19 protein-coding genes are annotated in these 25,676 nt (G+C 58.5%); 8 read left to right on the forward strand and 11 right to left on the reverse strand.

Translation table 11 applies throughout. The features are described from left to right. The first annotated feature begins 2 nt into the window (after positions 1 to 2). On the forward strand, positions 3 to 653 hold the full coding sequence (gene rcsB, locus KGP24_RS15885) for a response regulator transcription factor RcsB (RefSeq protein ID WP_003859405.1): 651 nt from the start codon (positions 3 to 5) through the stop codon (positions 651 to 653). Positions 654 to 743: 90 nt separating this feature from the next. Here the strand turns inward: rcsB and rcsC are convergent, their stop codons facing one another. Together rcsC and gyrA are read right to left on the reverse strand one after the other, a co-directional pair. Then, the gene (rcsC, locus tag KGP24_RS15890; protein WP_223561093.1) at positions 744 to 3,590 is read right to left on the reverse strand and encodes a two-component system sensor histidine kinase RcsC; all 2,847 of its coding nucleotides are present in this window, start codon (positions 3,588 to 3,590) and stop codon (positions 744 to 746) included. 135 nt (positions 3,591 to 3,725) lie between these two features. After that, on the reverse strand, positions 3,726 to 6,362 hold the full coding sequence (gene gyrA, locus KGP24_RS15895; RefSeq protein ID WP_223561094.1) for a DNA topoisomerase (ATP-hydrolyzing) subunit A: 2,637 nt from the start codon (positions 6,360 to 6,362) through the stop codon (positions 3,726 to 3,728). Between the two features lie 146 nt (positions 6,363 to 6,508). On the opposite strand from gyrA, the gene ubiG reads away from it, so the two are divergent. The 4 genes from ubiG to yfaE all read left to right on the forward strand — a co-directional run bounded on the left by ubiG (position 6,509) and on the right by yfaE (position 11,304). Then, positions 6,509 to 7,237, forward strand: coding sequence for a bifunctional 2-polyprenyl-6-hydroxyphenol methylase/3-demethylubiquinol 3-O-methyltransferase UbiG (gene ubiG / locus KGP24_RS15900; RefSeq protein WP_194400403.1), 729 nt, complete (start codon positions 6,509 to 6,511; stop codon positions 7,235 to 7,237). A gap of 347 nt (positions 7,238 to 7,584) precedes the next feature. Further along, complete coding sequence (gene nrdA, locus KGP24_RS15905; protein ID WP_223561095.1) at positions 7,585 to 9,870, forward strand: class 1a ribonucleoside-diphosphate reductase subunit alpha; 2,286 nt, start codon at positions 7,585 to 7,587, stop codon at positions 9,868 to 9,870. 49 nt (positions 9,871 to 9,919) lie between these two features. After that, entirely contained in the window at positions 9,920 to 11,050 is a 1,131-nt protein-coding gene (nrdB, locus tag KGP24_RS15910) for a class Ia ribonucleoside-diphosphate reductase subunit beta (RefSeq protein WP_223561096.1), read from the forward strand. Beyond that, a complete protein-coding gene (gene yfaE / locus KGP24_RS15915; protein WP_008500234.1) occupies positions 11,050 to 11,304 on the forward strand; it encodes a class I ribonucleotide reductase maintenance protein YfaE in 255 nt (84 codons plus the stop codon). The genes nrdB and yfaE overlap by 1 nt, the downstream gene beginning before the upstream one ends. A 23-nt stretch (positions 11,305 to 11,327) precedes the next feature. Here the strand turns inward: yfaE and glpQ are convergent, their stop codons facing one another. Both glpQ and glpT read right to left on the reverse strand, forming a co-directional pair. Further along, entirely contained in the window at positions 11,328 to 12,380 is a 1,053-nt protein-coding gene (gene glpQ, locus KGP24_RS15920; RefSeq protein ID WP_223561097.1) for a glycerophosphodiester phosphodiesterase, read from the reverse strand. An 11-nt stretch (positions 12,381 to 12,391) separates the two neighbouring features. After that, a complete protein-coding gene (glpT, locus tag KGP24_RS15925) occupies positions 12,392 to 13,744 on the reverse strand; it encodes a glycerol-3-phosphate transporter (RefSeq protein ID WP_047652552.1) in 1,353 nt (450 codons plus the stop codon). A 252-nt stretch (positions 13,745 to 13,996) separates the two neighbouring features. Between glpT and glpA the strand changes: the two genes are divergently transcribed. Genes glpA through glpC form a run of 3 tightly spaced genes read left to right on the forward strand, consistent with a single transcriptional unit; the run spans position 13,997 to position 18,019 of the window. Next, complete coding sequence (gene glpA / locus KGP24_RS15930) at positions 13,997 to 15,625, forward strand: anaerobic glycerol-3-phosphate dehydrogenase subunit A (protein WP_223561098.1); 1,629 nt, start codon at positions 13,997 to 13,999, stop codon at positions 15,623 to 15,625. After that, entirely contained in the window at positions 15,615 to 16,832 is a 1,218-nt protein-coding gene (glpB, locus tag KGP24_RS15935; RefSeq protein WP_223561099.1) for a glycerol-3-phosphate dehydrogenase subunit GlpB, read from the forward strand. The genes glpA and glpB overlap by 11 nt, the downstream gene beginning before the upstream one ends. Then, complete coding sequence (gene glpC, locus KGP24_RS15940; RefSeq protein ID WP_223561100.1) at positions 16,829 to 18,019, forward strand: anaerobic glycerol-3-phosphate dehydrogenase subunit GlpC; 1,191 nt, start codon at positions 16,829 to 16,831, stop codon at positions 18,017 to 18,019. Before glpB ends, glpC begins: the two co-directional genes overlap by 4 nt. Before the next feature lie 33 nt (positions 18,020 to 18,052). Here the strand turns inward: glpC and KGP24_RS15945 are convergent, their stop codons facing one another. The 7 genes from KGP24_RS15945 to menD form a co-directional block, all read right to left on the reverse strand. Continuing rightward, a complete protein-coding gene (locus tag KGP24_RS15945) occupies positions 18,053 to 19,252 on the reverse strand; it encodes a nicotinamide mononucleotide deamidase-related protein YfaY (protein ID WP_223561101.1) in 1,200 nt (399 codons plus the stop codon). 93 nt (positions 19,253 to 19,345) lie between these two features. Then, positions 19,346 to 19,885 (reverse strand): YfaZ family outer membrane protein, encoded by a 540-nt coding sequence (locus tag KGP24_RS15950; protein ID WP_029740927.1) that lies wholly within the window; start codon positions 19,883 to 19,885, stop codon positions 19,346 to 19,348. A 124-nt stretch (positions 19,886 to 20,009) separates the two neighbouring features. Then, positions 20,010 to 21,371 (reverse strand): o-succinylbenzoate--CoA ligase, encoded by a 1,362-nt coding sequence (gene menE / locus KGP24_RS15955; RefSeq protein ID WP_223561102.1) that lies wholly within the window; start codon positions 21,369 to 21,371, stop codon positions 20,010 to 20,012. Continuing rightward, positions 21,368 to 22,333: an o-succinylbenzoate synthase gene (menC, locus tag KGP24_RS15960; RefSeq protein ID WP_223561103.1), complete on the reverse strand. Its 966-nt coding sequence runs from the start codon at positions 22,331 to 22,333 to the stop codon at positions 21,368 to 21,370. The genes menE and menC overlap by 4 nt, the downstream gene beginning before the upstream one ends. Then, positions 22,333 to 23,190 (reverse strand): 1,4-dihydroxy-2-naphthoyl-CoA synthase, encoded by an 858-nt coding sequence (menB, locus tag KGP24_RS15965; protein ID WP_223561104.1) that lies wholly within the window; start codon positions 23,188 to 23,190, stop codon positions 22,333 to 22,335. Before menB ends, menC begins: the two co-directional genes overlap by 1 nt. Then, positions 23,187 to 23,963 (reverse strand): 2-succinyl-6-hydroxy-2,4-cyclohexadiene-1-carboxylate synthase, encoded by a 777-nt coding sequence (gene menH, locus KGP24_RS15970; RefSeq protein ID WP_223561105.1) that lies wholly within the window; start codon positions 23,961 to 23,963, stop codon positions 23,187 to 23,189. Before menH ends, menB begins: the two co-directional genes overlap by 4 nt. Continuing rightward, positions 23,960 to 25,630 (reverse strand): 2-succinyl-5-enolpyruvyl-6-hydroxy-3-cyclohexene-1-carboxylic-acid synthase, encoded by a 1,671-nt coding sequence (gene menD / locus KGP24_RS15975; protein WP_223561106.1) that lies wholly within the window; start codon positions 25,628 to 25,630, stop codon positions 23,960 to 23,962. The genes menH and menD overlap by 4 nt, the downstream gene beginning before the upstream one ends. Between the last annotated feature and the right edge of the window lie 46 nt (positions 25,631 to 25,676).

Genomic DNA, 25,676 nt, shown 5'->3' on the forward strand with positions numbered 1-25,676 from the left:
ACATGAACAATATGAACGTAATTATTGCCGATGACCATCCGATTGTACTGTTCGGTATTCGCAAATCACTTGAACAGATCGAGTGGGTGAATGTAGTCGGTGAATTTGAAGACTCTACAGCACTGATCAATAACCTCCCAAAGCTTGATGCACACGTGCTCATTACCGATCTCTCCATGCCTGGAGACAAGTACGGTGATGGGATCACGCTCATCAAATACATTAAACGTCACTTCCCGGATATCTCGATCATTGTTCTGACCATGAACAACAACCCTGCGATCCTGAGCGCGGTGCTGGATCTGGACATCGAAGGGATTGTGCTGAAACAGGGCGCCCCGACCGATCTGCCAAAAGCGCTCGCTGCGCTGCAGAAAGGCAAGAAGTTCACGCCTGAAAGCGTCTCTCGTCTGCTGGAAAAAATCAGTGCGGGTGGTTACGGTGACAAACGCCTGTCCCCGAAAGAGAGCGAAGTTCTGCGTCTGTTCGCCGAAGGTTTCCTGGTGACCGAGATTGCCAAGAAGCTGAACCGCAGCATTAAAACCATCAGCAGCCAGAAGAAATCAGCGATGATGAAGCTGGGCGTGGACAACGATATTGCCCTGCTGAACTATCTCTCCTCCGTTACGCTAAGCGCAACGGACAAGGATTGATGCCGGACGGGTGTGCGGCCTGATGCCCTCACCCCGCCCCTCTCCCACAGGCAGAGGGGGAAAAACGTAAAAGGCCCTTGCGGGCCTTTTTTATATTCTGGTTTTTCTCACGCGATCCGCGTAAATCGACAATGTCTGTTTCAGCACGTCCAGCGTCACCGGTTTGGACAGACAGCTGTCCATGCCTGACTCCAGACAACGCTGTTTCTCTTCCGCCAGCGCGTTCGCCGTTACGCCCACCACCGGCAGCGTCAGGCCAAGCTGTCGGATGCGCTGCGTGAGACGGTAGCCGTCCATGTTTGGCATGTTGACGTCGCTAAGCACGATATCAATATGATTCTTACTCAGCACATTCAGCGCATCCACGCCGTCATTGGCGGTTTTGCACTGGTAGCCCAGCGATCCAAGCTGATCAGCGAGCAGGCGACGGTTAATCGGATGGTCATCCACCACCAGAATCATCATATCGTCATTCACCGACGCCAGAGACTCCGGTGAAGGCAATCCACCCGCGCCGTCACTCTCTTCCAGTTCCACTTTGTAGATGCGCGCCAGCAGGCTCAACAGCTCGTGCGGTGTTGCAACACTGTGTACCCATTCCCCTGGTGCACGCTCAACCGGGATACCGATGTGGCGACGACAGAAGAGCACAGACCCTCTCCCCTGCCACGCCTGTTCCAGCATCTCGTCGGCGATCAGCACATCGTCCACATCCGGTGTTTGGCCTTCATAACGGCACACTCTCACGCCGCAGTGGGCAAGCAGCGCCGTCAGGTAGTCATTCAGCGAGGCGTTATGCACCGCCAGCCAGCAGCGCTTGTCGCTCAGCCCGTCTACCGTCGCTTTTGCCGGATACTGCGCCGAATAGAGCGGAATACGGATGGTGAACTGGCTGCCCATGCCGGGCTCGGTATCCACCGATATATCACCATCCATCATGCTGACGAGCTTCTCACAAATCGCCAGCCCCAGTCCGGTGCCCTGGAAGTTACGCTGCACGCCGGTACCAACCTGGAAGAACGGGTCGAACAGACGAACCACCTCCTTCGCAGGGATGCCGACGCCCGTGTCGCGAACGCGAATGCTCAGGTAATCCCCAGCCCGGCAGACGTGCAACACAATACAGCCAACATCGGTGAATTTGATGGCATTGCTGAGCAGGTTAGAGATGACCTGCTGCAGGCGCATCGGATCGCCGTGCAGCGTCAGCGGCACGTCCGGTTCGATAAAGCAGTAGAGCCCCAGCTGTTTACGCACCACCAGCGGCAGATAGTTGGCGCTGATATGGTTCATGACCTCGCGCGGCGAGAACTCACGCGGCTCGATTTTCAGCTGCTCAGACTCAATTTTAGAGAAGTCGAGAATATCGCTGATGATCTTCAGCAGCAGGCTGGAGGAGTTGTTCATCGCCGTCACCAGCCTGTCGACCCCTTTCGGCAACTCTTTCGTCTGCAGCAGATCGAGGTTACCGATAATCCCGTACAGCGGCGTTCGCAGCTCGTGACTAACGGTGGCAAGGAACATGGATTTCGACTGGCTGGCCTGCTCCGCGGCCTGCGCCATCTCCTGCAACGACTCTTCCATCTTCACGCGCGCGGAGACATCCACCAGTACGCAAATCGCCACGTTTTCATTACGATAGCGGGAATGTACAAAGCTAATCTGCAGGTTGGTGTGCGTACTGGTGAGCACGTCGACAAAGTTAACCTGCTGACCGCAGATAATTTGCGTCAGCCTCTGTCGATCTTCATGCGTCAGCATGTTCAGGTAGTTATGCGCCAGTTCGTTACTCAGGATATTGGTCCCGTCCTGGGTACGCAGAATACAGATCCCCACCGGCGCCGAGGCAACAATCTTGCGGTTAAACTGCTCGTGTTCCTCCAGACGCTGGGCGTCGCTTTCGGCGGGAATAAAGATTTTCCGCTCGTACATGCGCGCCAGGGTGAACAGCGCCCCACCCGCGATCAGGTTCAGCAGAATGGCATTCATGATGAGAATGCGTATCCGCTCAAGCACCATATCCACCGGCAGCGAATAGACAATACTCAGCGACGAAGGCGGCAGGCTCTTCTTCAGCACCAGTTCGCGGAAGCCCGAGGTATAGCCAAACCACGACCGCTCCTGCATCCAGTGCGGTTCTACGTTTAAACGGTTATCGGGCCCGGCGAGTGAGATCAGCTGATGGCCGTTTTCATCCAGAATGGTCACCCCCATGGGCAGGCTGCCCGGGGTGAAGAAGTTTTCCATGCGAATGGTCTGCTCAATCCCCAGCAGCGCCTGCAGGCGATTGCCCAGATACACCGGCGTCAGGGCGTAGAAATAGCCTACGCCCTGGCGAGGGCCCTGGCTAACCCAGAAGATGTTATTCCCGCGCTCGTCCTGCGGCGCATTGCGGTATTTCACAATACGTTCATGCAGGCTTTTCAGCGCATCGTCACGCTCAACGGGCACGTCGCGCAGGCCAAAGTCAGCCATGCAGAGATTTTCACTGCCAATCAGGAATACGCGGTTAAGATCATAGGCGGCGGAGAAATTGTCGCGCCAGTAGCGCATAAACCAGGCAAGGGATTCCAGCGACCCGCGCCAGGTATTGCTCATGGTGGAGCAATCGGAATCAGGGAACAGCGGCTGGAAGTCCGGGACTTCGGTTTTATCGTTACGCCCGCGAAGCGCAAGGATGCCGTTTTCCGCCGTCAGACGATTTTCGGCAATATACTTCAGCTCCTTCATCACGTCAGACGTTCGCTGAATGTAGCGCTGGGCCTGGTCGGAGCTTAAGTTAAACTCCTGGCGGATCTCCGCCTCTTTCTGGTGCAGCGCGTTAACGATGTAAAACACCGAGAACAAGGCCACCAGCAGCCAGAGCAAGAGCGCCAGCGCCCGAAACAGATAGCGAGAAACTTTCAGCGTAGTACGAAAGGAGACGAGGTATTTCAAGGGGGCGAGGCTCCGCCGTCGGGGTCAAAAGAATGTGGTTAAGGTAGCGGTAAACGCGCCAGGTCGCAACGTTGACTTATCTGCTTGTGCAAAAGAAAAGGGCCGGAAACCGGCCCTTTTATGCATCAGGAGACATTACTCGTCAGCGTCATCCGCTACGTCATCGTCGGTATCGGCTTCCGGCGCGATATCATCATCGCCTTCCGCAACGCTACCGTCGATGGAATCGAGCTCTTCGTCATCCACCGGCTCAGCAACGCGCTGCAGACCCACCACGTTTTCATCTTCCGCTGTACGGATGAGGATCACGCCCTGGGTGTTACGCCCCACCACGCTGATCTCAGACACGCGGGTACGCACCAGCGTACCGGCATCGGTGATCATCATGATCTGGTCGGCATCGTCCACCTGCACCGCGCCCACAACGGAACCGTTGCGCTCGGTAACTTTGATAGAGATAACGCCCTGCGTGCCGCGAGACTTGGTTGGGTATTCCCCTTCCGCCGTACGTTTACCGTAACCATTCTGCGTCACGGTCAGGATAGCCCCTTCACCGCGCGGAATAATCAGAGAAACAACGCTGTCTTCGCCAGCCAGTTTGATACCACGAACGCCCGTAGCGGTACGACCCATTGCGCGGACGGCGTTCTCTTTAAAGCGCACCACTTTACCGGCCGCAGAGAACAGCATTACTTCATCAGAACCGGAGGTCAGATCCACACCGATCAGCTCGTCGCCTTCGTTCAGGTTCACCGCGATGATCCCGGCGGAACGCGGACGGCTGAACTCGGTCAGCGCGGTTTTCTTCACGGTACCGCTGGCGGTCGCCATAAAGACGTTCACGCCCTCTTCGTACTCGCGTACCGGCAGGATGGCGGTGATACGTTCGTTCGCTTCCAGCGGCAGCAGGTTAACGATTGGACGACCACGCGCGCCACGGCTCGCTTCCGGCAGCTGATAGACTTTCATCCAGTACAGACGACCGCGGCTGGAGAAGCAGAGGATCGTGTCATGGGTGTTCGCCACCAGCAGGCGGTCAATAAAGTCTTCTTCTTTAATACGCGCTGCAGATTTGCCTTTACCGCCACGACGCTGTGCTTCGTAGTCGGTCAGCGGCTGATACTTCACATAGCCCTGGTGAGACAGGGTGACGACCACGTCTTCGCGGTTGATCAGATCTTCAATGTTGATATCAGAGCTGTTCGCGGTGATTTCGGTGCGGCGCTCGTCGCCGAACTGATCGCGGACCAGCTCCAGCTCTTCACGGATCACTTCCATCAGGCGCTCTGCGCTGCCCAGGATGTGCAGCAGTTCAGCAATCTGTTCCAGCAGCTCTTTGTATTCGTCGAGCAGTTTTTCATGCTCAAGGCCGGTCAGTTTCTGCAGACGCAGATCCAGAATCGCCTGGGCCTGCTGTTCAGTCAGGTAATACTGACCGTCACGCACGCCGTATTCAGGTTCCAGCCACTCAGGACGCGCTGCGTCATCGCCCGCACGTTCCAGCATCGCGGCGACGTTACCCAGATCCCACGGACGGGAAATCAGGGCGGCTTTCGCTTCCGCCGGGGTTGGCGCACGGCGGATCAGTTCGATGATCGGGTCGATGTTGGCCAGCGCAACCGCCAGCGCTTCAAGGATGTGCGCACGGTCGCGCGCTTTGCGCAGTTCGAAGATGGTACGACGGGTCACCACTTCGCGGCGGTGACGCACGAACGCGCTCAGGATCTCTTTCAGGTTCATGATCTTCGGCTGGCCATGGTGCAGCGCAACCATGTTGATACCGAAGGAGACCTGAAGCTGAGTCTGGGAGTACAGGTTGTTCAGCACAACCTCACCCACCGCGTCGCGTTTAATCTCAATCACGATGCGCATACCGTCTTTGTCAGACTCGTCACGCAGCGCGCTGATGCCTTCAACACGTTTTTCTTTTACCAGCTCGGCGATTTTTTCAATCAGACGCGCTTTGTTCACCTGATACGGGATCTCGTGAACAATGATGGTCTCACGGCCGGTTTTAGCGTCCGCTTCCACTTCTGCGCGAGCACGGATGTAAATCTTGCCGCGGCCGGTGCGGTACGCTTCTTCAATACCGCGACGACCGTTGATGATCGCTGCAGTCGGGAAGTCCGGACCCGGGATGTGTTCCATCAGCCCTTCAATGCTGATGTCTTCATCGTCGATATAGGCCAGGCAGCCGTTGATCACCTCGGTGATATTGTGCGGCGGAATGTTGGTTGCCATACCGACTGCGATACCGGACGAACCGTTAACCAACAGGTTCGGGATCTTGGTTGGCATCACATCTGGGATGCGCTCGGTGCCGTCGTAGTTGTCGACGAAATCAACGGTCTCTTTTTCCAGGTCGGCCATCAGCTCATGAGCGATTTTCGACATACGGATTTCCGTATAACGCATCGCCGCAGCGGAGTCGCCGTCGACTGAACCAAAGTTACCCTGACCATCTACCAGCATGTAGCGCAAGGAGAATGGCTGCGCCATACGAACGATGGTGTCATAAACGGCGGTATCACCATGCGGGTGATATTTACCGATGACGTCACCGACGACGCGGGCAGATTTTTTATAGGCTTTATTCCAGTCATTGCCCAATACGTTCATGGCGTATAGTACGCGACGGTGTACCGGCTTAAGGCCATCGCGGACGTCCGGCAGCGCACGGCCAACAATGACCGACATCGCATAGTCCAGATAGGAGCTCTTCAGCTCTTCCTCGATGTTAACCGGTGTAATTTCTCTCGCAAGGTCGCTCATCTAACCGCTATCCCTCTACTGTATCCCGGATTCAAAGGTCGCAAATTATAACACAGCCGAGGTGATTGAGGTAAACCTATACGCTTTATTCACGGGGATTGCCTGATATACTCCTTTGTCTTGCTAAATAAGGAGTAAAAGCGCCCATGAATGCCGAAAAATCCCCGGTGGCTCACAACGTTGACCACGAAGAGATTGCCAAATTTGAAGCGGTGGCGTCCCGCTGGTGGGATCTCGAAGGTGAGTTCAAACCGCTGCATCGCATTAACCCGCTGCGTCTGGGCTATATCGCGGAGCGTTCCGGCGGTCTGTTCGGTAAGAAAGTGCTCGACGTCGGCTGCGGCGGCGGCATCCTGGCTGAAAGCATGGCGCGCGAAGGGGCGAACGTCACTGGCCTGGATATGGGCTTTGAACCGCTCCAGGTTGCCCGCCTTCACGCGCTGGAGTCCGGCATACAGGTGGAATACGTGCAGGAAACCGTGGAAGCGCACGCAGCAAAACACGCCCATCAGTACGATGTAGTGACCTGCATGGAGATGCTGGAGCACGTTCCCGATCCGCAGTCGGTGGTGCACGCCTGTGCAAAACTGGTGAAGCCGGGCGGCCAGGTCTTCTTCTCAACCATCAACCGTAACGGTAAAGCCTGGCTGATGGCCGTTGTCGGTGCGGAGTATGTGCTACGCATGGTGCCGAAAGGGACCCACGACGTGAAGAAATTCATTAAGCCTGCGGAGTTGTTAAGCTGGGTTGACCAGACGTGGCTCAAAGAGCAGCACATCACCGGCCTGCACTACAACCCGCTGACCAATAAGTTCAAACTCGCACCGGGCGTTGATGTTAACTATATGTTGCACACAACCGCCAAAAACGACTAACGTCATTCGTTATTCTTATAAAGATTGCGCGACATCATGTTGCGCAATTCTGACCTCCCGTTGAAGAAATCAGCACTCGATCAAATTTTGAATTTTTTTTCTTAATTATTGACATGTCTTCCAGGCCTTACGGTACGAGGACTTAGCCTTTTTTACCCTTTCACAACCTCAATTTAACGTCAAAATCAACCCTTGTGCTGAAAAGATTCGATACTAGAATACTCACCATATAGCGTTTTTCTTATCGCAAACCCCCTATATGTAGTATTTATCCACAGAGTTAGTCACAAGGCGGATCTGTGGATAAACGGGGGATATTTTTTATTTCACGGACAGGTAAAACCCACATGAATCAGAGTCTGCTGGTGACAAAGCGCGACGGTACTACCGAGCGTATCAATCTGGACAAAATCCATCGAGTTCTCGACTGGGCAGCAGAAGGACTGAACAACGTATCTATCTCCCAGGTTGAACTGAAATCTCACATCCAGTTCTATGACGGCATTAAAACGTCTGATATCCACGAAACCATCATCAAGGCTGCGGCGGACCTCATCTCCCGCGAAGCACCGGATTATCAGTACCTCGCTGCACGTCTGGCGATTTTCCACCTGCGTAAAAAAGCCTACGGCCAGTTTGAGCCACCTGCGCTTTACGATCACGTGGTGAAAATGGTTGAGCTGGGCAAATACGACACGCATCTGCTGGAAGACTATACGGAAGAAGAGTTCGAGCAGATGAACGGGTTTATCGATCACTGGCGCGACATGAACTTCTCCTACGCGGCGGTGAAGCAGCTCGAAGGCAAATACCTGGTTCAGAACCGCGTCACCGGTGAGATCTACGAAAGCGCCCAGTTCCTCTATATTCTGGTGGCTGCCTGCCTGTTCTCTAACTATCCGCGTGACACCCGTCTGGAATACGTGAAGCGTTTCTACGATGCGGTATCCACGTTCAAGATTTCTCTGCCGACCCCAATCATGTCTGGCGTGCGTACCCCAACCCGTCAGTTCAGCTCCTGCGTGCTGATCGAGTGTGGTGACAGCCTGGATTCCATCAACGCCACCTCCAGCGCCATCGTGAAATACGTTTCCCAGCGCGCCGGTATCGGCATCAATGCCGGTCGCATCCGTGCGCTGGGCAGCCCGATTCGCGGCGGTGAAGCATTCCACACCGGCTGTATCCCGTTCTATAAACACTTCCAGACGGCAGTAAAATCCTGCTCTCAGGGCGGCGTGCGCGGCGGTGCTGCGACTCTGTTCTACCCGATGTGGCACCTGGAAGTGGAAAGCCTGCTGGTCCTGAAAAACAACCGCGGCGTCGAGGGCAACCGCGTCCGTCACATGGACTACGGCGTACAGATCAACAAGCTGATGTACACCCGTCTGCTGAAAGGCGAAGACATCACGCTGTTCAGCCCATCCGACGTCCCGGGCCTGTATGACGCGTTCTTTGCCGATCAGGACGAGTTCGAGCGTCTGTACACCAAATACGAAAAAGACGACAGCATTCGTAAGCAGCGCGTGAAGGCGGTAGACCTGTTCTCCCTGATGATGCAGGAACGTGCCTCTACCGGTCGTATCTACATCCAGAACGTGGACCACTGCAACACCCACAGCCCGTTTGACCCGGTCGTCGCGCCAGTGCGCCAGTCTAACCTGTGCCTGGAGATCGCCCTGCCGACCAAACCGCTGGAAGACGTGAACGACGAAAACGGCGAAATCGCGCTGTGTACGCTGTCCGCGTTCAACCTGGGCGCAATTAAGAGCCTGGACGAGCTGGAAGAGCTGGCCGTGCTGGCGGTTCGTGCGCTCGACGCCCTGCTGGACTACCAGGATTACCCAATCCCGGCCGCGAAACGCGGTGCAATGGGCCGCCGTACCCTGGGTATCGGCGTGATCAACTTCGCCTACTGGCTGGCGAAAAACGGCAAGCGTTACTCCGACGGCAGCGCTAATAACCTGACGCACCAGACGTTCGAAGCGATTCAGTACTACCTGATGAAAGCCTCTAACGAGCTGGCGAAAGAGCAAGGCGCGTGCCCGTGGTTTAACGAAACCACCTACGCGAAAGGCATTCTGCCAATCGACACCTACAAGAAAGACCTGGATGCGATCGTCAGCGAGCCGCTGCATCTCGACTGGGAAGGTCTGCGCGAGTCCATTAAGACGCACGGCCTGCGTAACTCCACGCTCTCTGCCCTGATGCCGTCCGAGACTTCTTCGCAGATCTCTAACGCCACCAACGGTATTGAGCCACCGCGCGGCCACGTCAGCATCAAAGCGTCGAAAGACGGCGTTCTGCGTCAGGTGGTACCGGATTACGAGACGCTGGGTAATAACTACGAACTGCTGTGGGAAATGCCAAACAACGACGGCTACCTGCAGCTGGTGGGTATCATGCAGAAGTTTATCGACCAGTCGATCTCTGCCAATACCAACTATGACCCGACGCGCTTCCCGTCAGGCAAGGTACCGATGCAGCAGCTGCTGAAAGACCTGCTTACCGCCTACAAATTTGGTGTGAAAACGCTGTACTATCACAACACCCGTGACGGTGCGGAAGACGCGCAGGACGACCTGGTACCGTCAATTCAGGACGATGGCTGCGAAAGCGGCGCATGTAAGATCTAATGAAGGGCGGGGATATCCCCGCCTTTATTTCGTAAGACAGGACACACTCATGGCATATACCACCTTTTCACAGACGAAAAACGACCAGCTCAAAGAGCCGATGTTCTTCGGCCAGCCGGTCAACGTGGCACGCTACGATCAGCAAAAATATGACATCTTCGAAAAGCTGATTGAAAAGCAACTCTCCTTCTTCTGGCGTCCGGAAGAAGTGGATGTCTCCCGCGACCGTATTGATTACCAGTCGCTGCCGGATCACGAAAAACATATCTTCATCAGCAACCTTAAGTACCAGACGCTGCTGGACTCCATTCAGGGCCGTAGCCCGAACGTGGCGCTGCTGCCGCTGATCTCGATTCCTGAGCTGGAAACCTGGGTTGAAACCTGGGCGTTCTCCGAGACGATCCACTCCCGCTCTTACACCCACATCATCCGCAACATCGTGAACGATCCGGCGGTAGTGTTTGACGATATCGTCACCAACGAGCAGATCCAGAAGCGCGCGGAAGGCATTGCCCATTACTACGACGCGCTGATCGAGATGACCAGCTACTGGCATCTGCTGGGCGAAGGCACCCACAACGTGAACGGTAAGACCATTACCGTGAACCTGCGCGCGCTGAAAAAGCAGCTCTATCTATGCCTGATGAGCGTCAACGCGCTGGAAGCGATCCGCTTCTACGTGAGCTTCGCCTGCTCCTTCGCCTTTGCCGAGCGCAAGCTGATGGAAGGCAACGCCAAAATCATCCGTCTGATCGCCCGTGATGAAGCCCTGCATCTGACCGGCACCCAGCACATGCTGAACCTGCTGCGCAGCGGCACGGACGATCCGGAGATGGCGGAAATCGCCGAAGAGTGCAAGCAGGAGTGCTACGACCTGTTCGTGCTGGCAGCTCAGCAGGAGAAAGAGTGGGCAGATTACCTGTTCCGCGACGGCTCCATGATTGGCCTGAACAAAGACATCCTTTGCCAGTACGTTGAGTACATCACCAACATCCGCATGCAGGCTGTCGGTCTTGACCTGCCGTTCCAGACACGCTCTAACCCTATCCCGTGGATCAACACCTGGCTGGTGTCCGATAACGTGCAGGTGGCGCCGCAGGAAGTGGAAGTGAGTTCTTATCTGGTCGGTCAGATTGATTCTGAAGTGAATACCGACGACCTGAGCGACTTCCAGCTCTGATGTCACGCGTTACGCTAAGTCTTTCCGGCACTGAGGTGCTGTGTCGGGAGGAGCACCCTTCTCTGCTGGTGGCGCTTGAGGCGCATCAGGTAGAAGTAGAGTACCAGTGTCGTTCCGGCTACTGCGGCTCCTGCCGCTGCCGTCTGGTCGCCGGCCAGGTGGACTGGCTAACCGAGCCGCTGGCCTTTATCAACGAAGGGGAAATTTTGCCCTGCTGCTGCCGGGCAAAAGGCGATATCGAGATCGAGATGTAAAAAAGGGCCTTCCGGCCCTTTTTCTATTTTAAGAACGTCACCGCTTTATCCGGGAAATCGGTAAACAGCCCGTCCACGCCCGCCTGGTTATACAGCACGTCGTAAAGCTGATTTACGTCCGTGGCATACGGCGGCAGCTGGTCTGCACGCACGGTATACGGATGCACCTGCATCCTGCTGGCGTGCGCCTCTTTCACCATCTCCGTCAGCTTCACGTGGCCCGGCGCTGAGCCCTCCGCCACCAGCATGTGGTAATCCGGCCCGATGCCGTCGGCGTACTGCGCAATCTGCTTCATCGCACCCGGCTTAAACATCCAGTCGTAGTTGTAGTTAACCCACTTCCCGTCCGGCTGCTTCTCCTGGGTTTCATTCCAGTCGGTATAGGCAATCAGCTGCACCAGATTGAGGTCCATCCCCATTTTCGGCTCCAGATCTGTTTTGATGCGCTTCAGCTCGGCGGCGTCAAAACACTGCAGATAAACCTTGTCCTTCTTGCTGGTGTAGCCGTACTGTTTCAGCACCTCCAGCGTCTTCGCGGCAATGTCTTTCCCTTCCTGATGGTGGAACCACGGCGCTTTGATCTCCGGGTAGATGCCGATATTTTTACCGGTTGAGTGGTTCAGCCCCTGAACAAACTCAATCTCTTCCTGGAAGGTATGGATCCGGAAGTCAGATTTGCCCATTGGGAAACGTCCCGGATAGACCTGCACCTTCTTGCCGTTTTCAATCTCGAAGCCTTCGGTAAACTTCAGGGAACGGATCTCAGCCAGCGTGAAGTCGATGGCGTAGAAACGACCGTCTTTGCGCGCGCGGTCCGGGAAACGTTCCGCCACGTCCGTCACGCGGTCCAGATAGTGGTCATGCAGGACGACCAGCTGGTCGTCCTTTGTCATCACCAGATCCTGCTCCAGGTAATCCGCGCCCTGCGCATAGGCCATCGCTTTCGCCGGGAGCGTATGCTCCGGCAGATAGCCGCTGGCGCCGCGGTGGGCAATAACGATTTTATCCGCCGCCAGCGCGGAGCCTGTCATCAGGCCCGCCAGCAGCAGGCCGGTTGTTACGTAAGATAATTTCATCGCAATGCTCCTTATTGACGACGCGCCAGCACTTCCGCGTGGTGACGTTTCTCACCGATCATCACAACAATCAGCAGCAGTACCGCCAGCACGCTGCCGCCGATCATCACCATAAAGCCGCCGTCCCAGCCGAAGAAGTCAACTGTGTAGCCCACAATGGCGCTCGCCGCGACCGAACCGCCAAGGTAGCCGAACAGGCCGGTAAAGCCTGCCGCCGTGCCTGCCGCTTTTTTCGGTGCCAGCTCCAGCGCGTGCAGACCGATCAGCATTACCGGACCATAAATCAGGAAGCCGATGACGATCATGCAGGCCATGTCTACTGATGGGTTGCCCGGCGGGTTGAGCCAGTAAACGACGGTCGCGATGGTCACCAGGGTCATAAAGAAGACGCCCGTCGCGCCTCGGTTACCCTTAAACACCTTGTCCGACATCCAGCCGCAAAGCAGCGTGCCAGGGATCCCGGCATATTCATACAGGAAATAGGCCCAGGAGGACTTATCCAGCGCGAAGTGCTTCACCTCCTTCAGGTAGGTCGGGGACCAGTCCAGAATGCCGTAGCGCAGCAGATAAACGAACACGTTCGCGACCGCGATGTACCACAGCAGCTTGTTCGGCAGGACGTACTTCATGAAGATCTGTTTCGCGGTCAGCTCTTCTTCGTGCTCCTTGCTGTAATCATCCGGATAGTCGTTTTTGTACTCTTCAATCGGCGGCAGGCCGCAGGACTGAGGCGTATCGCGCATCAGGGCGAAGGCAATAATCGCCACCAGAATGGCGCCAAAGGCAGGCATATAGAGCGCAGCGTGCCAGTCGTTGAACCAGGCCATCCCAAGCAGGAACAGCAGCGGTGGAATACCGCCCCCGACGTTATGCGCGCAGTTCCACACCGACACGATGCCGCCGCGTTCCTTCTGCGACCACCAGTGCACCATTGTGCGTCCGCACGGCGGCCACCCCATCCCCTGGAACCAGCCGCAGAGGAACAGCAGGACGAACATGACGGCAATGCTGGAGGTTGCCCACGGCACAAAGCCCATGAACAGCATGACCGCAGCCGCGAGGATCAGACCGGCGGGCAGGAATACCCGCGGATTAGAGCGATCCGATACCGAACCCATGATGAATTTGGAAAAACCGTAGGCGATGGAGATCCCCGACAGCGCGAACCCCAGATCGCCGCGGGAGAAGCCCTGCTCCACCAGATACGGCATGGCGAGCGCAAAGTTTTTACGTACAAGGTAGTACGCCGCGTACCCGAAGAAGATCCCCAGGAAAATTTGCCAGCGCAGACGGCGGTATAGCGGATCAATTTCTGCCTCTGGCAGACGCGCCCTGTGCGGCGCAGGTTTGAAGATACTGAGCATAACAGCCTCCGTGGCCTTGAATTGAATGGGCAGGTGGCTCGCACCTGAATTCCAGAGGCGGGGATGTTAAGAAATCACGGTGATTGTTACTGTGAATCAACGCACAGATTGTTACAGAAATATGACAGAATGCGCAAAAAAGCGCATGAAATCACGTTTCACTTTCGAATTTCGCGCGTTTATGTTCGAAATCAAACAAACCACACTATTGATATGGCTAAATGATAAAAAAACGAACATAGAGGGTAAACAATGACCAGTCACGATCCTCGTTATAGTGATGTGATAATCATTGGCGGTGGCGCAACCGGCGCCGGGATCGCGCGCGACTGCGCTCTTCGCGGCTTAAGCGTCACGCTTCTGGAACGCCATGATATCGCCACGGGCGCAACCGGTCGTAACCACGGCCTGCTGCACAGCGGCGCGCGGTATGCGGTTACCGACGGTGAATCCGCGCGCGAATGTATTGCCGAAAACCAGATCCTCAAGCGTATCGCCCGCCACTGCATTGAGCCGACCGACGGCCTCTTTATTACTCTTCCCGAAGATGACCTCGCCTTTCAGAAGACCTTTATTACCGCCTGCACTGTAGCAGGCATTCAGGCTGAGGCCATGGACCCGGCGCTGGCGCGGCGGCTGGAACCGTCGGTTAACCGGGCGCTTATCGGCGCGGTGAAAGTGCCTGACGGCACCGTTGACCCCTTCCGCCTGACGGCCGCCAATATGCTGGACGCCCGCGAGCATGGCGCGCACATTCTGACCGGGCACGAAGTGACCGGGCTTATCCGCGAAGGTCATCGCATCTGCGGCGTGCGGATCGTTGATACGCAATATAACGAACACAGCGAGCTGTATGCCGCCGTGGTGGTCAACGCGGCGGGGATCTGGGGGCAGCGCATCGCTGAATACGCGGACCTGTCGGTGCGCATGTTCCCGGCGAAAGGCTCGCTGCTGATCCTCGACCACCGCATCAATAATCACGTGATTAACCGCTGCCGCAAACCGTCTGATGCCGATATCCTGGTGCCGGGCGACACCATTTCGTTAATCGGTACCACCTCAACCCACGTGGACTACAGCGAGATTGACTACAATCGCGTGACCGCCGAAGAGGTCGACGTCCTGCTGCGCGAAGGTGAAAAACTGGCCCCGGTGATGGCGCAGACGCGTATTCTGCGCGCCTACGCGGGCGTGCGTCCGCTGGTTGCCAGCGACAACGACCCGAGCGGACGTAACGTCAGCCGGGGCATCGTGCTGCTCGATCACGCCGAGCGCGACGGCATGGACGGGTTTATCACCATCACCGGCGGCAAGCTGATGACCTACCGCCTCATGGCCGAGTGGGCGACCGATGCCGTCTGCCGCAAGCTGGGCAATACCGAACGGTGCGTGACGGCAGAACAAGCCCTGCCCGGCTCGCGTCAGTCCACCGAAAAAACGCTGCAAAAAATTATCTCCCTCCCCTCGCCGCTGCGCGGGTCCGCTATTTACCGCCACGGCGACAGAACGCCACAGTGGCTCGGTGAAGGACGACTGAGCCGCAGCCTGGTATGCGAGTGCGAAGCCGTCACCGCCGGTGAGGTGCAGTACGCGGTGGAGAGCCTGACGGTTAACAGCCTGCTCGATCTTCGCCGCCGCACCCGCGTGGGAATGGGTACCTGTCAGGGCGAGCTGTGCGCCTGTCGTGCTGCCGGGCTGCTGCAGCGCTTTCATACCACCACCGCCACCCAGTCGCTCGATCAGCTCAGCGCGTTTTTAAACGAGCGCTGGAAAGGTATTCAGCCTGTCGCCTGGGGCGATGCCCTGCGCGAAAGCGAATTTACCCGCTGGGTCTACCAGGGGCTTTGCGGTCTTGAGAAGGAGCAACGCGATGAAATTTGATACCGTAATCGTCGGCGGCGGGCTGGCGGGCCTGCTCTGCGGCATCAAGCTCACGAAGCAGGGGCTGCGCTGCGCCATTATCACCCGGGGCCAGAGCGCCCTGCACTTCTCGTCGGGCTCGCTGGATCTGGTGGACGAAGCGTACCGCGATAAGCTGCCGCCGGAGCACCCGTATCACCTGATTGGCGCCCAGCATATTGATCGCTTTGCGCTGGAAACCGAAGCGCTGATGGCGGACTGCGGCGCACGTCTGAAGGGAAGCGCCCGGCTCAATCATCAGCGCGTCACGCCGCTCGGCACCCTGCGCTCCGCCTGGCTCAGCCCGGAAGAGGTGCCCGTTGCACCCTTAAATGCCGCGCGCGTGCGGGTCGTGGGCATTAGCGGCTTTCTGGATTTTCAGCCCCATCTCGCGGCGGCGTCGCTCTGTCGCCAGGGCGTTAACGCCGAAACGGCAGAGATAGAGCTGCCTGAGCTTGACGTCCTGCGCGATAACCCGAGCGAGTTTCGCGCGGTGAATATCGCCCGTTTTCTGGATAGCGAGGACAAATGGCCGCTCCTGTATGACGCGCTCAGACCGCTCAGCGACAGCTGTGATGCCCTGCTGATGCCCGCCTGCTTTGGTTTACGCGACAACCGGCTCTGGCGCTGGCTCTCGGATCGTCTGCCCTGCACGCTCGGCCTGCTGCCAACCCTGCCCCCTTCCGTCCCCGGCATTCGCCTGCATACCCAGCTCCAGCGCCAGTTTGTCGCGCAGGGCGGCGTGTGGATGGCGGGTGATGAGGTGAAAGAAATCACCCTGACCGACGGCGCGGTGAGCGAAATCTGGACGCGCAACCACGATGATATTCCGCTTCGCGCCCGCTATACGGTGCTGGCAAGCGGCAGCTTCTTCAGCAACGGGCTGCTGAGCAGCCGGGAGGGCATCCGGGAAGCCATTATGGGGCTGGATGTTCGCCAGCGAGCCTCCCGCGCGGACTGGTATCAGAGTGATTTCTTCTCGCCGCAGCCCTGGCAGCAGTTCGGCGTGATTGTCGATAACCAGCTGCATCCGCAACTTTCCGGTAAGCCCGTCAAAAATCTCTTTGCCATCGGCTCGCTGCTGGGCGGGTACGATCCCATTACCCAGGGATGCGGTGGCGGGGTCTGCGCCGTCACGGCGCTGTATGTGGCAGAGCAGATTAGCCAGCGCACGGAGGCTGAACAATGAACGACACCCGTTTTGAAAGCTGCATTAAATGCACGGTCTGTACCACCGTCTGCCCGGTCAGCGGCGTGAATCCGCGCTATCCAGGGCCAAAGCAGGCCGGGCCGGACGGCGAGCGCCTGCGCCTGAAGGACGGCAAGCTGTACGACGAGGCGCTGAAATACTGCATCAACTGCAAACGCTGCGAAGTCGCCTGCCCGTCGGATGTGAAAATCGGCGATATTATCCAGCGCGCCCGGGCGCGCTACAGCACGCAAAAGCCGACGCTGCGGGACGCGATCCTCAGCCATACCGATCTGATGGGCAGCGTCTCAACGCCGTTTGCCCCGCTGGTAAATGCCGCGACCTCCCTCAAACCGGTGCGCCAGCTGCTGGATGCCACGCTGAAGATAGATCATCACCGCAGCCTGCCAAAATATTCTCACGGCACCTTCCGCCGCTGGTATAAATCCGTCGCGGCGCAACAGGCGCAGTACGCCGATCAGGTGGCCTTTTTCCACGGCTGCTACGTGAATTACAACCATCCTCAGCTGGGTAAAGATCTGCTGAAGGTGCTGAACGCCATGGGAACGGGCGTTCAGCTACTGAATAAAGAGAAGTGCTGCGGCGTACCGCTGATTGCCAACGGGTTTACCAATAAAGCGCGCAGGCAGGCTCAGAGCAATGTCACCTCCCTGCGCGAAGCGATTGTCGATAAAGGTATTCCGGTACTGGCGACCTCATCCACCTGTACCTTCACCCTGCGCGATGAGTATCCGCACCTGCTGGACGTTGATAATACCGGCCTGCGCGAGCACATCGAGCTGGCGACACGCTTCCTGTGGCGCAAGCTCGATAGCGGGCAGACGTTGCCGCTGGGGACATTACCGCTGAAAGTGGTCTATCACACGCCGTGTCATATGGAGAAAATGGGCTGGTCGCTCTATACGCTTGAGCTGCTGCGGTTAATTCCAGGCCTGGAGCTGACGGTGCTGGATTCGCGCTGCTGCGGGATTGCGGGGACCTACGGCTTTAAGCGTGAAAACTACGAAACGTCACAGGCGATTGGCGCCCCGCTGTTCCGCCAGATTGAAGAGAGCGGCGCGGATATCGTGGTAACGGACTGCGAAACCTGCAAGTGGCAGATTGAGATGTCCACCAGCAAGCGCTGCGAACATCCGATTACGCTGTTGGCAAAGGCGCTCGCCTGAACAGTGCCGGGGCGAAAGGCCCCGGCACAGGTTTTACTCGATGAACAGCGACTCGACCACATGGATCCAGCCGTGCTCGCTGGCAACCTCTTTGCCATTCAACCAGCGGCGCAGCATGTTCAACGCCATCATGGCGCAGACCTCCTGACGCACCGCCAGGCTGTGGCGGGTGATGCTCATTTTTAGCCGCAGGGCCCATGTGCCTTCCGGCGTCGCCAGCGCGAAGTTAAGGTATTCCTCGTCCAGCCCCCCGACGAACAGCGCCAGACCGGCAAAATGCTTCACCCTTCTCTCGGAAGCCCAGCGGGCGGTCTGCGCCAGAGTCTCCTGCTGGAACGGCACCACTTCGCTGGCCAGCAGCGGCGCGTTGACGCGTGAAAGCTGCAGCGCCAGCAGGCCACCGGTGAACTGCTCGCTTAAGGTCACGCTCAGCTGACGCGACTGCAGCTGCGCCGCAATCTGCGCGGGCAACCCTTCCGTCCCTTCAAAGATCAGGCTTTCGCCCGCCACGCGCTGCACCTCGGGCCACAGGGCCAGCATCGCCTCTTTCTGCTCCGCCGGGCCTGTCAGCTTGAGTTCAATGATCGGCATGGAGGAGCGGTAGCCCATGGAGACGCCCGGCGGCAGCGGGAGAGGGTCAAGGCTCTGGGCCAGATCGCTTTCCGAGCGGCCAAAGGTGGTCAGGCGCAGGCAAAGCGGCGGTTCAGGCAGGGTAAAACGGTCGCGAAGGCGCGGCAGGATCTGCTGCTCGACCATCACTTTAAATTCTGAGGGCACGCCCGGCGTGAAGAACATCAGGCAGCGGTTCAGTTGCATGGCAAACCCACACGCGGTACCCACCGGGTTATCGACCAGCTCGGCGCTGGCGGGAATTTCAGCCTGTTTGCGGTTGCTGGGAGCCATGATGCGACCACGTTCGGAGAAAAAGCGCTCCATCTGCGAAAGCCACGCCTCGTGCAGCACCAGCCCTTCGCCTTTTGCGGTCGCGGCGGCCAGCGCGCTGAGATCGTCACCGGTGGGGCCGAGTCCGCCATTCACAATCAGCACGTCGCAGTGTTCGCTGCGCTCGCGCAGAATAGCGACCAGCGACTCAAGATTGTCGCCCACCGTATTGCGGCGCGTTAACGGTAATCCTTGCTCAAAGAAAAGATCGGCAAGCCAGGCAGCATTGGTATCAATAATTTGTCCATGCAGCACTTCGTCGCCGGTGGATAACATCTCCACGTTAATCATTATGTTCTCCCGCTTATTTGGTCAAAACACTATAGCGCAAACGCGGGGTGGAGAAGAGAGAAACTGGCGCGACAGAACGCCGCGCCGGAGTGATTAGAAGCCTGCGCTGACGCCCACGTACGGGCCGTCGGCCAGCGCGTTGTCGCGGTTGCCGTCTTTGCCGGCCAGGTTCAGATAGCGATAGCCCGCTTCGATGGTAATCGGACGCATGATGGTCCAGCGCGCGCCGGCGTTGGCCTCTTCATAGCTTTCGATACCGCTTGAGAGGGAGTCCGGCGAATAGTAGTACTCACCAAACAGGCCGAAGCTGTCGCCAATTTTCCACTGCAGGCCGCCGCCCACTGCCGCCGCGTACCCTTCGTCACCGTCATTAGGGTTGGTATAGATACCTTTACCCCCGACAGTGGCCAGGAACGGGCCAAGAGGAACGTTCAGACCCAGGCCGAGGCTGGCCGCGTCGCCGTCGTCATCGTTATGCGTCCAGCCGCCGGTCATCGCCAGACCGGAAGTCTCGGTACCCATGCCAAAGCCCAGGTGGGTATAATCCTGACCCGCCGAGCCGTTAATGCTGATGGCGTTAGCCGCCGCAGATACAACCATCAGGCCGAAGCCCACTAATGCCACTTTTTTCATTGTCGTGATCCCACACAATTATTATAAAGAAGTCCCAAAACCGCGAGATTTTAACCGGAGTCTTCCGGGGATCAAGCACTCTGCGTGCGGCAGGTCAGTAGATTGTAACTATTTGAAACGGCTATTATCCTTTCAGCGATGCGTTCACCCACTGCTGCAACGCGCGGCGTGAGACTTTAATACCGCCATTTTTGAGCTCGATCGGCAACAGCAGCCAGCGGACGGGTTGTTCAAAACGCGCCACTTTATCTCTGACCCAGTCAGGTAAACAGGTGATATCCGTTCCCGGCTCGCACTCCACCACCGCCACCGGACGCTGTCCAAACTCGGCGTCGTCCAGCGGGACGATAAACACCTGGTTAATCTGCGGATGGCGGGCGATAACACGCTCAAGGCTCTCCGGCTGGATCCCTTCTCCGCCGCTAAAAAAGAGGTTGTCCATGCGGCCCAGGATCGTAAGGCGGCCGTCATGCCATTCGCCGCGATCGCGGGTAGCGAACCATCCCTGCGCATTGTTCAGCGGAACCAATTCGCCGTCCCGCCAGTAGCCTGAGGCCATGCTCTGCGCCCGGATCCAGACCTCACCATTAACTACCTGCACCTCTCTGCCCGGCAGCGCATAGCCTACGTCCGGCTCACCGTCCGCCGCTTTCGCGCAGACGGTAGAGGCAAATTCGGTCAGGCCGTAGCCGCAGAAGGTGCGAATACCCTGCTCTCGCGCCTGCTGCGTCAATTCCACAGGAATGGCGGCCCCGCCCAGCAGCACCGCTTTCAGTGCGACAGGCTGGTGGGTATTAAGCAGACGCCAGAGCTGGGTCGGCACCAGCGAGGCGTGGGTGCAGCCGCGCAAAGCCTGCTCCAGCGGCTGTTTCTCGCGCACGGTTAACCGCGCGCCGGCCTGCAGCCAGCGCCATAAAATCCCCTGGCCGGAAACGTGAAACAGCGGCAGCGAAAGCAGCCAGTCGTCGTCTTCGCCGTAGGGCATCAGCGCCAGCACGCCGCGCGCGCTGGCGAGATGGGCGTCGCAGGTATGCACCGCCGCCTTCGGCAGCCCGGTGGAGCCGGAGGTCAGCGTCATGGACGCCAGCCGCGACGGTTGCCACGCAACGCGATATTCACCCGTGTGCTCGCGCATGCGCAGGGCAGGAAGAGCGTCACAGGTGCCGTCCAGCACCAGCGCAAAGCGCAGCGTCATCTGCGGGAGCAACACGTCCAGCAGCGGACGCGGCAGCTGCGGATTAACGGGAAGAATACGCGCCCCGCACTGGAGCAGCGCCAGCCACGCCAGCAGAGTTTGCGGGTGGTTATGGGCCAGCAGCAGCACGCCGTTGCCCTCCTCCACGCCCTGCAGGTGAAACTCTGCCGCAAGGCGGTCGACGCGGGCGCACAGCTGTTGCCAGCTGAGCACCTCGTCGTTCAGCCTCAGGGCCGGTTTATCAGCAAACTGCGCGCGCCAGTGCCGCCACGGCCAGTCGGTAAAACTCATAACAACGGCTCCAGCGCCCCAACGTCGAGGCGCGGCAGCACGCTGTCCGGCCACGTGCGGATAAGCTGGGCCTGCATCAGGTTCAGCGTGTCGAGGCCAGGGATGGTATCCGGGGTTAACCAGGCGGCAATGCGCGCCAGCTGGGTCAGCCCAAGGCTGGACTCAATCGACGAGCTGATGACCGCCGTCAGCCCTGAGGCGTGCGCTGCCGCGACCTGCTCGCGCACCTTCGCCAGGCTGCCGGTCAGCGTTGGTTTAATCACCACCGCGCTGACGCCGGGCTCGGCGAAAAATTCAAAATCGTCCTCACGCAGGCTTTCATCCCAGGCGATGGCAATCCCCGTTTCGCGGGCAAACGCGCGCGAATCCTCGCGGTTTTTGCACGGCTCTTCGAGGAAGGCAATGCGGCTGCGGTACGCCGGATTGACGTATTTTGCAAACTGCTGCGCCTTGAGCGGCGTCCAGGCGCGATTAGCGTCCAGACGCAGATGAAGGTCGGGGATCGCTTCAAGCAGCAGGTTGGCGACCATGCCGTCGCGCACCGCTTCGTAGAGACCGACTTTAATTTTCGCCACTTTCTCGCCCGACATGGCGGAGAGCAGCGCGAACAGCTCGTCAGGATCGCCCGTACAGAGCGGCGCGGCGCGGTAGTTAGCCTCTTCAGGCAGGCTACCGTCCAGCTCCGCCAGCGCGCAGCTGATACCAAAAGCCGCGGAAGGCACGTCCGGCAACGCCGGATTCGCGCCCTCACGCCACGCGTCTGCCCACGCCAGCAATGCAGACTGCGCGTCATCCAGCGACTCCAGGCTAAAGCCCGGCAGAGGCGAAATCTCGCCCCAGCCTTCCCGCTCGTCCTGCTGAAGATGCACGAAGAAGCCGTCACGGGTTTTTAACCGCCGTTCACGCAGCACCACGCCCGCGTCCATCGGTATCTGCCAGCGGTAAACCTGCGCGCGGCGCATTACGGGTTCCGTTTGTATTTGCTGAAGTCCGGCTGGCGTTTTTCGTTAAACGCGTTGCGCCCTTCCTGGCCCTCTTCGGTCATGTAGAACAGCATGGTGGCGTTGCCCGCCAGCTCCTGCAGACCCGCCTGACCGTCGCAGTCGGCGTTGAGCGCGGCCTTCAGGCAGCGCAGCGCCATCGGGCTGTTTTGCAGCATTTCACGGCACCAGCGCACGGTCTCTTTTTCGAGATCGTCAATCGGCACCACGGTATTCACCAGGCCCATATCCAGCGCTTCCTGAGCGTTGTACTGACGGCACAGGAACCAGATTTCACGGGCTTTTTTCTGCCCGACGATGCGCGCCATGTAGGAAGCGCCCCAGCCGCCGTCGAAGGAGCCTACTTTCGGGCCCGTCTGGCCGAAGATGGCGTTCTCGGCCGCAATGGTCAGGTCGCACATCATGTGCAGCACGTGACCACCGCCGATGGAGTATCCCGCTACCATTGCAACCACCGGTTTAGGACAGGTGCGGATCTGGCGCTGGAAATCGAGGACGTTCAGGTGGTGCGTACCCGCATCGTCCTGGTATCCGCCGTAGTCGCCGCGCACTTTCTGATCGCCACCGGAGCAGAACGCCTTATCGCCTTCGCCGGTCAGGACAATCACGCCGATGTTGTCGTCGTAGCGCGCATCCGCCAGGGCCTGAATCATCTCTTTCACGGTCAGCGGACGGAAGGCGTTACGCACCTGCGGGCGGTTGATGGTGATTTTGGCAATGCCGTCGGTGGACTTGTGGTAACGAATGTCGGTATAGCCTTCGGAGCAGTCCTGCCATTCAACCGGGGCGTAAAGCATGTTTTCATCAGGATAGATCATAGAGTGTCCTTTATTCGATAACGCAGTATCTGAGCCAGACTCGCGATAACCGCATCGGGATTTTCCCGGTGGGCGTTGTGTCCAGCGTCTGGAATGGCATGGCGAACGGCGTTCACTTCCGCGGCAAGGGCCGCGAACTTCTCATCCCGTTCGCCATAGAGATAGTCAAAAGAGAAATCGCGTGCGCTAAGCGCGGCACGCAAATCCGGCTGCACGGCCAGCGAGGTCGCCTCAAGCATCATCGCCAGCGTCGCGCCGTTGTTCTGGCTGCGCAGGGTAATGAGCGCATCGCGCTGGGCGTCCGTGAGGGAGGTGAACACGGGCTGTTGGTACCAGTCAGCGAAGACCTTTTCCAGCGGTTCGGAGCGAAAACGCGTTGCCCAACGGCGGTCGGATGCCAGCCGCGCATTTCGCGCATCGGCATCCAACAGGCCCGGATGCCCACCTTCAACAATCACCCCGAGCAGCCCCTTCGGCTGCTGGCAGGCATGGAACATCGCAATGCGGCCGCCGAGAGAGTACCCTATGAGCCAGAACTTGAGTATGTTGTAACTAAGAAGGGTTCGGGTGAGCAACGCGCTCATCTCGTCAAACCCCTTCACGCCCAGATCCAGGGATCCACCGTGACCCGGCAGGTCCAGGTACAGCCGGGGGTAATAGCTGAGTCCTTCACCGACCCTCTGCCACTCGCGGCAATCTCCCGAAAAACCGTGCAAAAAGACCAGCCACGGATAGCCCGGTTTTCCGGCCTGCTGCACGCCAGAGAGGATCACAGCTGGCTCACCTGCGCCAGCAGGCTTTGCAGGGCCTGCGCACCGTCAGCATCGTTCACCACCAGCTCAATCAGCGTCGCACCTGGCTGTTTCCAGGCGGTACCTAGCGCGGCATCCAGCTGTTCCCAACTTTCCGGGCGATGGTATTTCAGGCTGAACATCGCCGCGGCGTGTTCGAACTGCACGTTCTGCGGCATCAGATAGAAGCGCTCGCGCTCGCTCTGCGGCGTAGGCAGCAGGGAGAAAATCTGCCCGCCGTTGTTGTTGACCACAATCAGCACGAACGGGGCTGACGCCTGACGCAGCAGCGCCAGCGCGTTGAGATCGTAGAGCGCGGAGAGATCGCCCACGATCGCCAGGGTCGATTTCGCGCTGGCGCGCTGCACGCCCGCCGCCGTGGATATCAGCCCGTCGATGCCGCTCGCACCACGGTTGCTGTACACCGGGTAGCCCGCGGGCAGCTTTGAGAAAGCGTCAATCAGCCGCACGACCAGGCTGTTGCCGACAAACAGCTGCCCCTGTTCAGGCAGATACTGGCGAATACGGTGCGCCAGCCCGGCCTCGCTAAACGCTTCACAGTGCGCTTTGGTCAGTTCCCACGCCTGGCGCGAAAGATCCGGGATAGCAACCGCCCAGGGCTTGCGTTTCTCAGCCGGATGAAGCGTCAGCCAGGCATCGATACTGCTGACCAGACGACGGCCGCGGTGGTGCGCCGGGTCGAGCCGCCCTTCCAGCGCGTCCACCAGCCAGTACTCTTCCGGCGTGCAGGTGGCCTGCCACTGCAGTAGCCGTTTTCCGGTAAGGCTTGCGCCGATCTGGACCACAATCTGCGCCTGCGCAAGCTCGGTGACCGCTTTTGCGTTACCCAGCCAGAGGTCGGCGCACGGCAGCGGCTGCCCGGTCTGGGAAAGCACGTCGCCAATCAGCGGCCAGCCAAGGGTTTGCGCCCATTCGGCGACCAGCCTGCCTTCGGCGGCGCTCATGCGCCCGGCGATAACCACGCCGCGCTTCTGCCGCCAGAAGAACCAGTCGCGCTGTTTTGCGCTCTCAAGATGCGTCTGCTCGCGCAGCCATGGTTTTTCACTCTGCCACCAGTCGCCGAGGGACTGCTGCCAGTCAAGACCCGTGTCGTCCAGCTCGCCGTACAGCGGCTCGGCAAACGGGCAGTTGATATGCAGCGCCCCGCTGCGCAACGTCTCCATAGCGTGATCGACGGTGGAGACCAGCCAGCTTGCCGGAATATCCTGGGTGGGACGCGGTAACGAAATCGTCTGCGAAGGATGAGAAGAAAAGAGCCCCGGCTGGCGAATTGCCTGATTGGCACCGCAGTCGATAAGCTCAGGGGGACGATCGGCCGTCAGTAAGATCAGTTTTTCACCCGTTAACCCGGCTTCAATCAGGGCCGGATAGAGGTTCGCCACTGCGGTACCGGAGGTGACGATCACCGCCACTGGTTCTTTGCTGACCTTCGCCAGACCGAGCGCAAGATGTCCGAGGCCACGCTCATCAAAGTGAGTGTGGTGAATCAACGCCCGGTTTTCTGCGGCCGCCAGCGTCAGCGGCGTTGAGCGAGAACCCGGTGCAATACACACGTGCCTGACGCCATGGCGAGTCAGGGCTTCAAGGATCACCGCCGCCCAGCGTCGGTTAAAAGAACTTACTGACATGAGATTGTCCGGTATCAAGAATGCGACACAGTATAAATAATAGAAA

This window comes from Enterobacter sp. JBIWA008 (assembly GCF_019968765.1).
GTDB lineage: Bacteria > Pseudomonadota > Gammaproteobacteria > Enterobacterales > Enterobacteriaceae > Enterobacter.